The organism is Amycolatopsis sp. NPDC001319, assembly GCF_042896185.1.
Classification (GTDB): Bacteria; Actinomycetota; Actinomycetes; order Mycobacteriales; family Pseudonocardiaceae; genus Amycolatopsis.
Map to the genome: position 1 here is coordinate 467,490 of NZ_JBIAWY010000006.1, position 13,783 is coordinate 481,272.

Below are 13,783 nucleotides of genomic sequence, written 5' to 3' on the forward strand. Positions count from 1 at the left end.
CCCCGCGGGGGGGCGGGGGGGGGGGGCCCCGGGGGCGGGGCCGGGGGGGGGGGGGGCGCCGCGGGGGGGGCCCCGGGGGGCGGGGGGGGGGGGGGGGGGGGGGCCGCCCCCCCCCCCGCCGCCCCCCCCCCCCGCTTCGTATCCGCAGCGGCCTTGGCGCCAAGTCCTTGTCCCGCAGGGCATTTCGGCTCGGGTCGGCTCGCGGCAGCGGCACCGCCAGGCATTGCGCCGCCGGCACCGGCCCGTTGGTCACGGGTGCGGCTTCCTCCGTTCCGGGCATCCGGCCCGGCCTGCCGCGTCTCGCGGGCCGCCGTCTCCGGCGCGAACGCAGCCCGCCAACGCAGTCAGGGCCGGCTCAGCGCACGGCACGCGCAAACAACGCGACCGTGCCGCCGCAGCACACCCCACTCCGATGCGAAGCCTTGCCCCGCAACGCGTTCGGGCCCAGCTCACCGCGACACACCGGACAACCGCACCCGTCAAGGCGCCCTGCCGCCAGGTGAACCGCTCCCCCGCTCCGGTTACCCGTTCCGGCCCGCCGCTTCTCGACGGCCACCTCCAGTGAAAGCCCTTGCCCCGCAACGTGTTCAGGCGCCGGTCAGCGCACGGCGCGTGACAGGGCCTCCGCCAGGTCGCCGCGGGGTCCCACCGCGACGCCGTCCAGGCCGAGCCACGCCGCCATGTGCGCCAGCTCCCCCGCGAGCTCGGCGGCGACGCGCGGGACGTCGGCGCCCTCCTCGGCGAACGAGCCCTGGACGCGCAGCACGCCGGCGGCGCGGTCGGACTTGAGGTCCACGCGGGCGGCCAGGGAGCCGTCGAGCAGGAACGGGAAGACGTAGTAGCCGTAGAGCCGCTTGGGTTCCGGCACGTAGATCTCGATGCGGTAGCGGAAGCCGAAGAGCCGCTCGGTGCGGGCGCGTTCCCAGATGAGCGGGTCGAACGGGCACAGCAGGGCCCGGCCGGTGATCGCGCGGGGCGTGCGGGCGGCCGTGTGCCGGTAGGCGATGCCGCGCCAGTCGCGGACCTGGACGGGTTCCAGGGTGCCCTCCTCGACCAGCTCGGCGACGGCCTGGCGCGCGACGTCCGGGCCCAGCCGGTAGTAGTCGCGCAGGTCGGTCTCGGTGGCGACGCCAAGCGCGCGGGCGGAGCGGTCGATCAGGCCGCGGGCACCCTCCTCGGCCGACATCTGCCGGGACAGGATCGCGGGCGGCACCACGCGTTCGGTCAGGTCGTAGAGCCGCTCGAACGACCGGCGCGTGCCCGTGGACAGGCGACCGAGGCCGAACAGGTACTCGCACGCCTTTTTGACCACCGAGCGTTCCCACCACGCGCCCGGACCGCGGCCGGCGACTTCCGCTTCGAGCGCCTTCTCGATGGCGCCCGCGCCGATGGGGCCGTGTTCCTTGACGATCGCGAGCACGTCGTCGATCAGGCCGGGCACGGTTTCGACCACGCGCGTGTAGTTGCGCCACCAGCCGTCACGTTTGGCACCGGAGCGCAGGAGCGGCCAGTCTTCGATCGGCAGCAGGCTCGCCTCGTGGGCCCACGACTCGACGAGCATCCGCGGTCTGCGCGCGCTGTCGGCCCAGGCGGCGTCGTCGAGGAGCGCCTGGTCGTAGGCGCCCAGGCGCGAGAACACGGGCATGTAGTGGGCGCGCACGGCGACGTTCACGGAGTCCAGCTGCAGCAGCTGAACGCGCGAAAGCACCTTGGCCAGGTGCCGGCGGGTGGGCGGCGCGGCGGGGCGCGCGTCGGCGAACCCCTGGGCGGCCAGCGCGGTGCGGCGGGCCGCTTGAAGGCTGATCGTCTGCATGGTCGGTCCATCGTGCCAGCCGCCCCCGACAGTTTCCGCGACGGCGGGCGGTAGATTCCCCTGCGTGAGTGCCGCCGAAGTCCGCCCCGCGAGCCTGTCCGACGCCGCGGAGATCGCCCGCATCCAGCGCCTCACCTGGCGGGCGGCCTACACCGACCTGCTGGGCGCCGAGGCCATCGACGCGCTGGACGCCGCCGACCTCGAAGGCACGTGGGCCGAGACCATCGAGTTCCCCGGCACGCGCGTGTACGTCGCGGTGGAAGGCGAGTTCACCGTCGGCTACTGCGTGGCCGGCCCCGCGCCCGCCGACGAGATCGCCACGGCCGACGGCGCCGCCCCGCCCGACGCCGCCACCACCGCGCTGATCGCGACGCTCGTCGTCGAGCCGCGCTGGGGCCGCCGCGGGCACGCGGGCCGCCTGCTCGGCACGGCCGCCGCCGACCTACGCCGGGACGGGCTCGACCGCGGAGTCACGTGGGTCGCGCAGTCGGACCACCCGACGCTCGGCTTCTACCGCCGCGCGGGCTGGGCGCCCGACGGGACCGTCCGCACCCTCGACACGGGCCGCGGCACGCTGCGCGAAGTGCGCCTCACCGGCACGTTGCAGCTGGAGCTCACGCACTGACGGCGGGCTCTTCGCGCTTCGCGAAGACGACCCAGCGCATCACCGAGTACATGAACACGCCCTCGCACGCCCCCGCGATCAGCCGCGACAGGTGGTACTCCATGCCCAGCGCGGCGAGCCCGGCGCCCACGCCCAGCAGGAACGCCGCGTAGTTCACCCCGATCGCCACCACGTACAGCACCGCCTGCCGCCCGACGGGCGCGTGCGAGCGGAAGTTCAGCGCGCGGTTGAGCACGAAGCTGAGCCCGAACGCGAGCACGTAGGACGCGCTGATCGCCAGCCACACGGGCCAGCCGAAGCTGCTGTGGAACACCGTCAGCAGCCCGAGGTCGACGCCGAACGTGAAGCCGTTGATGATCACGAACCCGAGGAAGCTCGGCGCGACGAGGCGCGACAGCCCGAAGGGCAGGACTCGGACGACGGCCGCGCAGAACCCGGCGAAGCGATCGGCGAAGGGCACGTCGGTCACGCCCGAATGGTGGCAGGCGCAGGTGTCCTGAACCGAACGTCCAGGTGATCTTCTGGGGTCAGCACCCGCCGGAATAGGGGGGTTAGCCCCCGTGACCTTTTCGTGACGACTGCTAGCCTCGAATGACGAGGATCACTTCGGGGGGTTCACTTCAGGGGGGAGGCACGATGGGCTGGTTGCTCGTGACGCTCGGCGTCGCGTTCGGCTCGGCGATCGTGCCGGTCGTGAACGCGGAGCTGTTCGTCGTCGGCCTCTGCGCCAGCCAGCACGACGTGCACTGGCTGTGGCTCGGCGCGGCCGTCGCGGTCGGCCAGATCGCCGGCAAGCTGCTGTACTACCTCGCCGCGCGCGGCTCCATCCGCCTCCCGCGCTTCCTGCACGACCGCCTCCACCGCGAACGCGTGCCCAGCGCCCGCCGGGACCGCTGGCACCGGCGCACCAAAGTGCTGCGCTCGAAGATCGAAGCCCTGCGCGAACGCTGCCAGCGTCACCCGCACTGGATGGCGGGCACCTACGGCGTCAGCTCGCTCATCGGCCTCCCGCCCTTCATGGCGACGAGCGTGCTCGCCGGCATGGTGCGGATGCGGCTGGTCACGTTCCTGGCCGCGGGGCTGGCGGGCCGCTGGGTGCGGTTCAGCCTGCTGGCCGCGTCACCGGCGCTGCTCGCGGGCTGGATGCACTGAGCCGGGTCGTCGCCGAATCGCCGGCCCGCACGAACGCCGCGGAACGGCAACCCCTGTTCCGCGGCGACCCCTGTTTTTCAGCGGTCCGCGGCTTCCAGTTCCACGGCCTTGCGCATCGTCGCCCGGGCTCGGCGGCGGTCGCCCGCGATGTCGTAGGCGTAGGCGAGGCGGTACCAGGCGCGCCAGTCCTCGGAGTTGGCCTGGACTTCCTCGCGGCGGGCGTCGAACCAGGCGTCGGCGGCGGTGCGGTCGACGCGGCCGGACGGGCGGCGCGGGAGGTCGGACACGTCGGGCAGCGCGCCTTCGGCGTCGAGGCGGCGCGAGAGGCGCTGGATCTGCAGGCCGGACCGCCAGGTGGCGACCACGATCCACACACCCAGCAGCGGCAGCACGAACACGCCCACGCCGAGCGCGATGCCCGCGGGCGTACCGGTGGCGAACAGCGTCACCGCCCGGTCCGCCAGCAGGACCAGGTACACGACCAGCGCCGCGGTCAGCAGCAGCGCGACGTTGCGGGCCCTCACAGGTCGAGCACGTTCTCCAGGCCGACCGTGAGGCCGGGGCGCGACACCACCGAACGCACGCCCAGCAGCACGCCCGGCATGAACGACGTGCGGTCCAGCGAGTCGTGCCGGATGGTCAGGGTCTCCCCCTCGCCACCGAACAGGATCTCCTCGTGCGCCACCAAACCCGGCAGCCGCACGGAGTGCACGGGGACCTCGGCGACGCGGGCGCCGCGGGCACCGTCCAGTTCGGACGTCGTGGCGTCCGGACCCGGCTCCAGGCCGGCCGCCGCGCGCGCCTCGCCGATCATGCGCGCGGTGTGCGACGCGGTGCCCGACGGGGCGTCGGCCTTGCGGTTGTGGTGCAGCTCGATGATCTCGGCCGACGCGTAGAACCGCGCCGCCTGCGCCGCGAAGCGCATCGCCAGCACCGCACCGAGCGCGAAGTTCGGCGCGACCAGCACGCCCAGCGAAGGCTTCCCGGCCAGCAGCGAACGCACCTGGTCCAGCCGCTCCTCGCTGAACCCGGTCGTGCCGACCACGGCGTGCAAGTCGTGCTCGATCAGGTACCGCAGGTTGTCCATCACGGCGTCGGGGTGGGTGAAGTCCACCACCACCTGGGCCTCGCCCAGCGGGGCGAAGTCGTCTCCCGCGTCGAGCGCGGCCACCAGCTTCAGGTCGGCGGCGCCCTCGACGGCGTTCACCACCGTCGCACCCATGCGGCCGCGCGCGCCCAGCACGCCGACGCGGATCGGGGAGTCGGTCATGACGCGATCACCTCGTGCAGATCGTCCGGCAGGTCGTCGGCGTGAGCGTACGGCCCCACGACCGCCGCCGCCGACACCCCACCGGGGCGGCGCAGCAGAGTGCGAGCCAGCGCACACACCTCTTCGGTCGTCACCGCGTCCACGCGGGCCACGGTGTCGTCGACACCCAGGTAACGGCCGTAGTTCAGCTCGTTCTTGCCGATGCGCGACATGCGCGACGACGTGTCCTCCAGTCCCAGCACCAGGCCGCCGCGCAGCTGCCCCTTGGCGCGCGCCACCTCGGCGTCGGTCAGCCCGTCGGCGGCGACGCCGTCGAGCACCTCGCGGATCACGCCCGCGACCTGCCCGAGCCGCTCCGGCTGGCAGCCGGCGTACACGGCCATGTGCCCGGTGTCGGCGTAGCTCGCCACCGACGAGTACACCTGGTACGCGAGCCCGCGCCGCTCCCGGATCTCCTGGAACAGCCGCGAGCTCATGCCGCCGCCCAGCGCCGCGTTGAGCACCGACAACGCGAAACGGCGCTCGTCGTGCCGCGGCAGCGAGCGCAGCCCGAGCATCACGTGTGCCTGCTCGGTGTCGTCGGTGTGCAGCGCCAGCTTCGGCACGGTCTGGATGCGCGCGCGGCCGGCGCGCGGCGGCACCGGGACGCCCGCGCCGTTGAGCCGATCGCCCAAAGCCTTGCGCACCAGGCGAAGCACCTGGTTGTGCTCGACGTTCCCGGCGACCGCGAGCACCATCCGCGGCATCGTGTAGCGGCGCTTGTAGAAGCCGCGCAACGCCGTGGGCGACATCTCCGTGATCGACTTCTCGGTGCCCAGCACCGGCCGGCCGAGCGGGTGCTCGCCGAGGATCGCGCCCACGAACGTCTCGTGCAGCAGGTCCTCGGGGTCGTCGTCGCGCATCGCGATCTCTTCGAGCACCACGCTGCGTTCGGTGTCCATGTCGCGGTCGGTGCACAGCGCCTCGAACACCACGTCGGTCACCAGGTCCATGGCCAGCGGCAGGTCGGCATCGAGCACCTGCGCGTAGTAGCAGGTGTGCTCCTTGGCCGTGAACGCGTTGAACTCGCCGCCGACGGCGTCGATCTCCTCGGCGATCTGCGTGGCGTCCCGGTTGGCGGTTCCCTTGAACAGCAGGTGTTCCAGGTAGTGCGCGGCGCCGGCGACGGCCAGCGGCTCGTCGCGCGAACCGACGCCCACCCACAGCCCCACCGTCGCCGAGCGCGACGCCGGGACGTACTCGGTGATCACCCGCAGGCCGCCGGGGAGCACGCTGCGCCTGACGATCGCACCGTCCGGAGTGGACTCGAGCGTGCGGGTGCTGCCGACGGGCTGCTCGTGCCCGGAAACCTGCCGTGCCATGGGTTCCTTACTCACGATGCCGCGAAGGCCTCCTCGCGCGTCTTCCGCGAGGAGGCCTTCGACGGGACTTCTTTTTCAGATATGAAGGACTTACTTGGCGTCGGACTTCTCGGCGTCGGCACCCTCGGCGCCCTCGGCCGGCTTGGCGTCGGCGGCGTCGTCCTCCTTGACCACGATCAGGCTGATCTTGCCGCGGTTGTCGATGTCGGCGATCTCGACGCGGAGCTTGTCGCCCACGTTGACCACGTCCTCGACCTTGGCGATCCGCTTGCCGTTGCCCAGCTTCGAGATGTGGACGAGGCCGTCCTTGCCCGGCAGCAGCGAGACGAACGCGCCGAACGCGGCCGTCTTCACCACGGTGCCCAGGAAGCGCTCGCCGACCTTCGGCAGCTGCGGGTTGGCGATCGCGTTGATCAGGTCGATCGCCGACTCGGCCGAGGGGCCGTCGGCCGCACCGACGTAGATCGTGCCGTCGTCCTCGATGGAGATGTCGGCACCGGTCTGCTCGGTGATCGAGTTGATCATCTTGCCCTTCGGGCCGATGACCTCGCCGATCTTGTCGACCGGGATCTTCACGGAGGTGACGCGCGGGGCGTACGGGCTCATCTCGTCCGGGCCGTCGATCGCCTCGGCGATGACTTCCAGGATGGTCAGCCGTGCGTCCTTGGCCTGCTTCAGCGCGGCCGCGAGGACCTCCGACGGGATGCCGTCGAGCTTCGTGTCGAGCTGCAGCGCGGTGATGATGTCCTTGGTGCCGGCGACCTTGAAGTCCATGTCGCCCAGGGCGTCCTCGGCGCCGAGGATGTCGGTCAGCGCGACGTAGCGCGTCTCGCCGTCGACCTCGTCGGACACCAGGCCCATCGCGATGCCCGCGACCGGCGCCTTCAGCGGCACGCCGGCGTTGAACAGGCCCATCGTAGACGCGCAGACCGAGCCCATCGAGGTCGAGCCGTTGGAGCCCAGCGCCTCGGAGACCTGGCGGATCGCGTACGGGAACTCGTCGCGCTTCGGCAGCACCGGGACCAGGGCGCGCTCGGCGAGCATGCCGTGGCCGATCTCGCGCCGCTTCGGCGAGCCGACGCGGCCGGTCTCACCGGTGGAGAACGGCGGGAAGTTGTAGTGGTGCAGGTAGCGCTTGGTCGTCTCCGGGGAGAGCGAGTCGATCTGCTGCTCCATGCGGAGCATGTTCAGCGTGGTGACGCCCAGGATCTGGGTTTCGCCGCGCTCGAACAGCGCCGAACCGTGGGCCCGCGGGATCACGGCGACCTCGGCCGAGAGCGACCGGATGTCGGTCAGGCCGCGGCCGTCCATGCGGATCTTCTCGGTGAGCACGCGCTGGCGCATGATCTTCTTGGTCAGCGCCTTGAACGCGCCGCCGACCTCGCCGTCGCGACCCTCGAAGGCCTCGCCGTCGCCCAGGCCCAGCTTCGCCAGCACAGTGGCCTTGACCTCGTCGGTCGCGGCGTCGCGGTCCTGCTTGCCGGCGATGGTCAGCGCCTTCGCCAGGTCGTCGGTCGCGATCGCGGCGACGGCCTCGTAGATGTCCGGCTGGTAGGCCGGGTACAGCGGGAAGTCGCCGGTCGGCTTCGCGGCGTCGGCGGCCAGGCGCTGCTGCGCCTCGCACAGCACGCGGATGAACGGCTTGGCGGCCTCGAGGCCCTGGGCCACGGCGGCCTCGTCGGGCGCCTTGCCGCCGGCGGCGATCAGGTCGAGCGTGTGCTCGGTGCCCTCGGCCTCGACCATCATGATCGCGACGTCATCGGCACTGTCGCCGACGATGCGGCCCGCGACCACCATGTTGAAGGTGGCCTTCTCCAGCTGCGACCAGGTCGGGAACGCGACCCACTGGTCCTCGATCAGAGCGACGCGCACGCCGCCGACCGGGCCGGAGAACGGCAGGCCCGCGATCTGGGTCGACGCCGAAGCGGCGTTGATGGCCAGCACGTCGTACGGGTCGTCCGGGTTGAGGCTCTGGACGGTGATGACGACCTGGATCTCGTTGCGGAGACCGTCGGTGAACGACGGGCGCAGCGGGCGGTCGATCAGGCGGGCGGTGAGGATCGCGTCGGTCGACGGGCGGCCCTCACGGCGGAAGAACGCGCCGGGGATGCGGCCCACGGCGTACATGCGCTCCTCGACGTCCACGGTCAGCGGGAAGAAGTCGAAGTGCTCCTTCGGGTGCTTCGACGCCGTGGTGGCCGAGAGCAGCATGGTCTCTTCGTCGAGGTACGCGACGACGGAGCCGGCGGCCTGCTTGGCCAGGCGGCCCGTCTCGAAACGCACGGTGCGGGTGCCGAACCGGCCGTTGTCGATCACGGCTTCGGTCTCGTGCACGGTGACTCCGGTGGAGTCGGTCATAGGGTGTATCTCCTCTTTTGTGCTTCGTCCGGCGCGAGTCTCCCACCCTGGGACCCGGTTCGCCCGCGGACGCTCGAGGAATGAGGCCGGTCTTCGATCGAAGCTCCCGGGACTTCGCAGTCTTCTCACCCGGGAACCACTACCGAGGACCGGCGGACGGATCCTCCAGCGCGCTCGCGCCGTTTCTTCTCTTCTGGCACCGAGGGGGAGCGACCGGACCGGTCACTCCCCCTCGGGTCACGCTATCGGCGCAGGCCGAGCCGCTGGATCAGCGACCGGTACCGCTCGATGTCCACCTTCATCACGTAGTTCAGCAGCCGGCGGCGACGGCCGACCAGCAGCAGGAGCCCGCGACGCGAGTGGTGGTCGTGCTTGTGAGCCTTGAGGTGCTCGGTGAGGCCGACGATGCGCTTGGTCAGCAGCGCGACCTGGGCCTCGGGGGATCCGGTGTCCGAGTCGTGCACGCCGTACTCGGCCAGGATCGACTTCTTCTCATCGGTGGACAGCGCCACTGGTGTTGCTCCTCGTTGAATCAGTGCCGTGGGGCCCGCACCGCGCTGCGCGGCCGGGTAGTCGGTCTCGGCCGCCACGGACTGCAGCCGGACCCGATTGTCAAGGCTACCAGCCGTGTGATCAGTGCCTTCAGGCGCGGTTCACGTTCCGGCGGGGCCCAGCGGGAACGTCCGCAGCGCCCGGTAGCGCGGGCCCGACGTCTCGGCGCTGCCCATGAGCACCACCTCGCGGGCGGTCCACTCGCGACTGGCGAACCCGGCGAGCCGCTGCGTCCACGGTGTCGCCGCGCCCCGGCGGTCACGCGGGTACCGCGCCAGCGTGAGGTGCGCCCGGTAGGGCCGTTCCTCCTGGTCCGCGCCGGCCGCTTCCGCGAGCCGCGTCAGCCCGTCCCCCGCGACGCCCAGCCACAGCACGCCGGGAAAGGTTCCCGGGCCGGTCAGCCGGACGTCGACGGCCGGGCGGCCGGCCAGCGCGGGGACGAGGTCGGCGGCCCGTTCTTCCGGGTCCGCTTCACCGTAATACGCGAGCGTGACGTGCCAGTCCTCCGGCGGCGACCAGCGCAGGCCGGGACCGGGTTCGCCGAGCGACAGGGCCACCGCGGCGACGACGTCGGCCGGCGGGCGCAGCGCGGTGAACAGCCGCACGAAGCTAGTGGCTGGCGCCGGCGCGGCGCAGGAGCTCGGCGAGGATCGGGAAGTCGTCGTCGAGGCGCTTCGCGGCCTCGGTGAGGTCCTCTTCCTCGGCGACCTCGCGCAGCGCGGCGAGCACCAGCCGCTCGTCGGAGCCCACCGGGATGTTGTCGCGCCCGACCGTGGGCCGCGAGTCGCGCACGTCCTCCAGCGCCGCCTGCATCGCGTCGCGGTTGCCCGCCGCGACGTCGGGCACGAGGATCTTGCGTTCGAGCATGATCATGCGGGCGAGCACCACGGGGTTGCCGATCTTGGCGCGCCGGCCGCTCATCACCTGGCTGAGCATGGGGGCGCTGATGCCGAGAACCTCGGCGAGGTAGGCCTGCGAGATGTCGAAGGCCACGACGAGCCTGCGCACCCGGTCACCCAGCGGTTCGCCGTACCACTCCCGCTGCAGCGCGACGTTCCGCTGGACGATCTTGTGGTCCTCCACCAGTTCCGCTCCCCTTGGTCCCCTCGTCCGGCCGGACCGGCGTGCCCGGACCGTTTCACCCGCCCGTGAGTATCTTGCCACCGGACCCGCGCCCGGGCGGCCGGAACCGCCCATTCCGCCCCCGGCCGGACCCCGTCCGGGGGAACGACGTCAGTCTTCGGCGCCCAGCGCTTCGCGGGTGCGCGCCACGTCGTCGTCGATCCGCTCCACCAGCTGCTCGGACCGGCTGAACCGCTCCTGGTCGCGCAGCCGCGTGACGAAGTCGAGCGCCACGTGCTGGCCGTAGAAGTCTTCGTCGACGTCGAGCACGAACGCCTCGACCGTGCGCTCGCGGCCCGAGAACGTGGGGTTCGTGCCCACCGAAACCGCGGCCTGCAGCCGCCGGCCCGGGTCCGACAGGCGGGTGAACCACGCCGTGTACACGCCGTCGGCGGGCACGGCGGCGAACCGCGGCGTCGACAGGTTCGCGGTCGGGTAACCGAGGTCGTGGCCCCGGCCGTCGCCGCGCACGACGATGCCCTCGAGCCGGTGCGGGCGCCCGAGCGCGTCGGCCGCCGCAACCACGTCGCCGGCGTCGATACACGAGCGCACGTACGTGGAGGAGAAGGTGATGTCGTTGGCGATGCGGTCGTCGGCGAGCGAGCGGCCTTGCAGCTCCGCGCCGTAGGCGACGAAGCCGAAGCGGCTGCCGAGCTTGCGCAGCAGCGTCACGTCGCCCGCGGCCTTGGCGCCGAAGGTGAAGTTGTCGCCCACCAGCACGGCGGCGGCGTGCAGCCGGTCCACCAGCACCTCGTGCACGAACTCGTGCGGCGACAGGCGCGAGAGCTCGAGGGTGAAGGGCAGCACGGCGAACACGTCGACGCCGAGGGCCTCCACGAGCTCGGCCTTGCGCCGCAACGTGGTCAGCTGCGCCGGGTGGCTGCCCGGGCGCAGGACCTCCGACGGGTGCGGGTCGAACGTGAGCACCACGCTCGGCACCCCGCGCTCGGCCGCCGCGCGCACGGTGCGCGAGATGAGCACCTGGTGCCCGCGGTGCACGCCGTCGAACACGCCGATGGTGACCACGCACCGTCCCCAGCCGCCCGGGAGGTCCCCGAGGCCACGCCACCGCTGCACTGTCGTCAACTCTCCCCGTGCCGGTCTCTCGCCCAACCGCGACCCACCCTATGCGGGCAGCAGGACCACCACCGACCGGGCCACACCCTCGGTGTCGGCGGCCAGGGCGAGCACGCGGCCGTCGGGCGCGAAGAGGCCGTAGGTCCCGTCGATGCCGGCCGCCGGGATGGCGCGGCCGTGGCGCACGGCCTGCGCTTCGGCGGCGTCGACGTCGCGGCGCGGGAAGGCCGCGGCGACGGCGGCGTCGAGGTCCAGCGACAGCTCGGGCGTCTCCTCGAGCTTCTCCAGCGTGCGCGCCCGGGCGAGGGTGAAGGGCCCGACCGTGGTGCGGCGCAACGCGAGCAGGTGCCCGCCGACGCCGAGCCCGGCGCCGAGGTCGCGGGCCAGCGCGCGCACGTAGGTGCCCGACGAGCACTCGACCACGGCGTCGAGCTCGATCCGGTCGTCCGCGCGGCGAATCGCCAGCACGTCGAAGCGGTAGACGGTGACGGGCCGCGGCGGGAGCACCACGTCCTCCCCCGCGCGCACCCGGGCGTAGGCCCGCTTGCCGTCGATCTTCACGGCGCTGACGGCGCTGGGCACCTGCTGGATGTCGCCCGTGAGCTCGGCGACGCCGGCGGCCAGCTCCTCGTCGGTGATCTTCGCGAGCACCGCGGGGTCGCCCTCGGTGAGCACCTCGCCCTCGGCGTCGTCGGTGGTGGTGGAGCTGCCCAGCGACAGCGTCGCGAGGTAGGTCTTGCGGTCGAGCGCCAGGTGGCCCAGCAGCTTGGTGGCGCGCTCGATGCCGAGCACCAGCACGCCGGTGGCCATCGGGTCGAGCGTGCCGGCGTGGCCGACCTTGCGGGTCCCCATGATCCGGCGCGCCCTCGCGACGACGTCGTGCGACGTCATTCCGGCCGGTTTGTCGACGATGAGCAGACCGGGCGGCGGAGCGGGGCGGCGCGGTTCTTTCGGGCGAGACACGGGGCGAACCCTATCGAGACGTCCGGTTCGGACCGGCGAGCACCTGTCAGGCGGCGACGGCCGCGGCTTCGGCCGGCACCTCGCCGTCCCAGCGCCGGCGGGTGAGCCGCACCGGCACGTCCTCGCCGCGGGCTTCGGCGGCGAACACGTGCGCCCTGGCGCGGCGCCACCACACGAGCATCCGCCACGTGCCCAGCCCGAGCACGACCACGACGCTCAGCAGCGACACGCGGAAGTTCCCGCCCGTCCACTGCAGCAGCACGCCGACCACGAGCGAGGTCACCGTCGTCGCGACGAACCCGGCGACGTTCACGAGGCCGGTCGCCGTGCCGACGCGCTCGATCGGGTTGTAGTCGCGCGCCAGCGCGAAGCCGATCATCGACACCGGGCCGCCGAGCGACAGCAGCGCGAACGCGGGACCGAGCACCCCGAGCGGGAGGTGCCCGTTCCAGCCGAGCAGCACGGCCCACGTGACGGCGGCGGTGCCGAGGTAGCCCCCGACGATCGGCATCCGCAGCTCCGGGTGGCGGCTGATCACGGTGCCCAGCACCGGGCCGCCGGCCAGCGACCCGAACACGAACACGGTCAGCATCGCGCTCGCCGTGGCGGCCGGAATGCCTTGGCCCTCGACGAGAAACGGGACGCCCCACAGCAGCGTGAGCACGTTGGGCGCGAACATCGTGCTGAAGTGCGTCCAGAAGCCGAGCCGGGTGCCGGGCACGCGCCACGCGGCGCGGATCTGGCGCGCGAGCAGCGCCGGGTGCACCGGCTTGCGCTCGGGCTCGGGGACGCCGAGCGGGGTGTCGCGCACGCGCAGCACCACCGGCACCGAGACCAGGAGCGTGAGCGCGCCGACCGAGACGAACGTGACCGTCCACCCGGGACCGGCGAGCAGCAGCGTCAGCGGCACGGTGGCGGCGAGGTTGCCGATGTAGCCGACGGCGGAGGTGAACGACGTGATCAACGCGTACTGCCGCGCCGGGAAGTGGGCGGCGATCAGGCGCAGCACGCTGACGAACGTCAGCGCGTCACCCAGGCCGAGGATGCCGCGGGCGAGCAGGCCGACGCCGTAGCTCTCGGCGAGGCCGAGCAGCAGCTGCCCGGTGCCGAGGATGAGCACGGCGGCGGTGAGGACGCGGCGCGGGCCGTAGCGGTCGACGAGCACGCCGGTGGGGATCTGCATGGCGGCGTAGACCCCGACCTGCAGCACGGTGAACGTGCCGAGCGCCGCGGCGCCGACCCCGAACCGGTCCGCCGCTTCCAGGCCCGCGACCCCGAACGAGGTGCGGTGGAACACGGCGAGCAGGTACACGAAGACGGCGGTGAGCCAGATGAGCCAGGACCGGACGGTGGCGCGGCCGGGCGACAAGGTTTCCTCCTGCGGGTAGCGGTCGTCGGGGAAAGACGACGACGCTGCCGCCTCGATCGTTGTATCGCCTCAGCAACCTCGAAACATAGCCGTTACCTCGGTGGGATTCGCCACATCACCC

At 72.5% G+C, this 13,783-nt stretch carries 14 protein-coding genes; 2 read left to right on the forward strand and 12 right to left on the reverse strand.

Going from position 1 to position 13,783, the window contains the following annotated elements; genetic code table 11:
- Window positions 1-598: 598 nt before the first annotated feature.
- On the reverse strand, window positions 599-1,813 hold the full coding sequence (locus tag ACFY1H_RS25600) for a DNA glycosylase AlkZ-like family protein (RefSeq protein ID WP_366582218.1): 1,215 nt from the start codon (window positions 1,811-1,813) through the stop codon (window positions 599-601).
- A 64-nt stretch (window positions 1,814-1,877) separates the two neighbouring features.
- Between ACFY1H_RS25600 and ACFY1H_RS25605 the strand changes: the two genes are divergently transcribed.
- Window positions 1,878-2,438, forward strand: coding sequence for a GNAT family N-acetyltransferase (locus tag ACFY1H_RS25605; RefSeq protein WP_386950216.1), 561 nt, complete (start codon window positions 1,878-1,880; stop codon window positions 2,436-2,438).
- Here ACFY1H_RS25605 and ACFY1H_RS25610 read toward each other — a convergent pair.
- Window positions 2,428-2,907: a GtrA family protein gene (locus tag ACFY1H_RS25610; RefSeq protein WP_386950219.1), complete on the reverse strand. Its 480-nt coding sequence runs from the start codon at window positions 2,905-2,907 to the stop codon at window positions 2,428-2,430. The two genes, ACFY1H_RS25605 and ACFY1H_RS25610, sit on opposite strands and share 11 nt — an antisense overlap.
- 167 nt (window positions 2,908-3,074) lie before the next feature.
- Here ACFY1H_RS25610 and ACFY1H_RS25615 point away from each other — a divergent pair, with 167 nt between their 5' ends.
- A complete protein-coding gene (locus ACFY1H_RS25615) occupies window positions 3,075-3,590 on the forward strand; it encodes a hypothetical protein (protein ID WP_360602618.1) in 516 nt (171 codons plus the stop codon).
- A 77-nt stretch (window positions 3,591-3,667) separates the two neighbouring features.
- Here the strand turns inward: ACFY1H_RS25615 and ACFY1H_RS25620 are convergent, their stop codons facing one another.
- From ACFY1H_RS25620 to ACFY1H_RS25665, 10 genes are all read right to left on the reverse strand, one after another.
- Window positions 3,668-4,114 carry a tetratricopeptide repeat protein gene (locus ACFY1H_RS25620; protein WP_386950222.1) on the reverse strand — a complete coding sequence of 149 codons (447 nt, stop codon included), beginning with the start codon at window positions 4,112-4,114 and terminating at the stop codon, window positions 3,668-3,670.
- Window positions 4,111-4,860 carry a 4-hydroxy-tetrahydrodipicolinate reductase gene (gene dapB / locus ACFY1H_RS25625; protein ID WP_386950225.1) on the reverse strand — a complete coding sequence of 250 codons (750 nt, stop codon included), beginning with the start codon at window positions 4,858-4,860 and terminating at the stop codon, window positions 4,111-4,113. Before dapB ends, ACFY1H_RS25620 begins: the two co-directional genes overlap by 4 nt.
- On the reverse strand, window positions 4,857-6,221 hold the full coding sequence (locus ACFY1H_RS25630; protein ID WP_366582223.1) for a pitrilysin family protein: 1,365 nt from the start codon (window positions 6,219-6,221) through the stop codon (window positions 4,857-4,859). Before ACFY1H_RS25630 ends, dapB begins: the two co-directional genes overlap by 4 nt.
- 90 nt (window positions 6,222-6,311) lie before the next feature.
- Window positions 6,312-8,579 carry a polyribonucleotide nucleotidyltransferase gene (locus ACFY1H_RS25635; RefSeq protein WP_366582224.1) on the reverse strand — a complete coding sequence of 756 codons (2,268 nt, stop codon included), beginning with the start codon at window positions 8,577-8,579 and terminating at the stop codon, window positions 6,312-6,314.
- A 242-nt stretch (window positions 8,580-8,821) separates the two neighbouring features.
- Entirely contained in the window at window positions 8,822-9,091 is a 270-nt protein-coding gene (gene rpsO, locus ACFY1H_RS25640) for a 30S ribosomal protein S15 (protein WP_360602627.1), read from the reverse strand.
- A gap of 141 nt (window positions 9,092-9,232) precedes the next feature.
- Window positions 9,233-9,736, reverse strand: a complete 504-nt coding sequence (thpR, locus tag ACFY1H_RS25645) for an RNA 2',3'-cyclic phosphodiesterase (protein WP_386950230.1) — start codon at window positions 9,734-9,736, stop codon at window positions 9,233-9,235.
- 4 nt (window positions 9,737-9,740) lie between these two features.
- On the reverse strand, window positions 9,741-10,214 hold the full coding sequence (locus tag ACFY1H_RS25650) for a helix-turn-helix transcriptional regulator (RefSeq protein WP_285965649.1): 474 nt from the start codon (window positions 10,212-10,214) through the stop codon (window positions 9,741-9,743).
- Between the two features lie 150 nt (window positions 10,215-10,364).
- The gene (locus tag ACFY1H_RS25655; protein WP_386950539.1) at window positions 10,365-11,330 is read right to left on the reverse strand and encodes a bifunctional riboflavin kinase/FAD synthetase; all 966 of its coding nucleotides are present in this window, start codon (window positions 11,328-11,330) and stop codon (window positions 10,365-10,367) included.
- Window positions 11,331-11,378: 48 nt separating this feature from the next.
- Window positions 11,379-12,293 (reverse strand): tRNA pseudouridine(55) synthase TruB, encoded by a 915-nt coding sequence (truB, locus tag ACFY1H_RS25660; RefSeq protein WP_386950234.1) that lies wholly within the window; start codon window positions 12,291-12,293, stop codon window positions 11,379-11,381.
- Window positions 12,294-12,339: 46 nt separating this feature from the next.
- The gene (locus ACFY1H_RS25665) at window positions 12,340-13,662 is read right to left on the reverse strand and encodes an MFS transporter (RefSeq protein ID WP_366582227.1); all 1,323 of its coding nucleotides are present in this window, start codon (window positions 13,660-13,662) and stop codon (window positions 12,340-12,342) included.
- Window positions 13,663-13,783 lie beyond the last annotated feature (121 nt).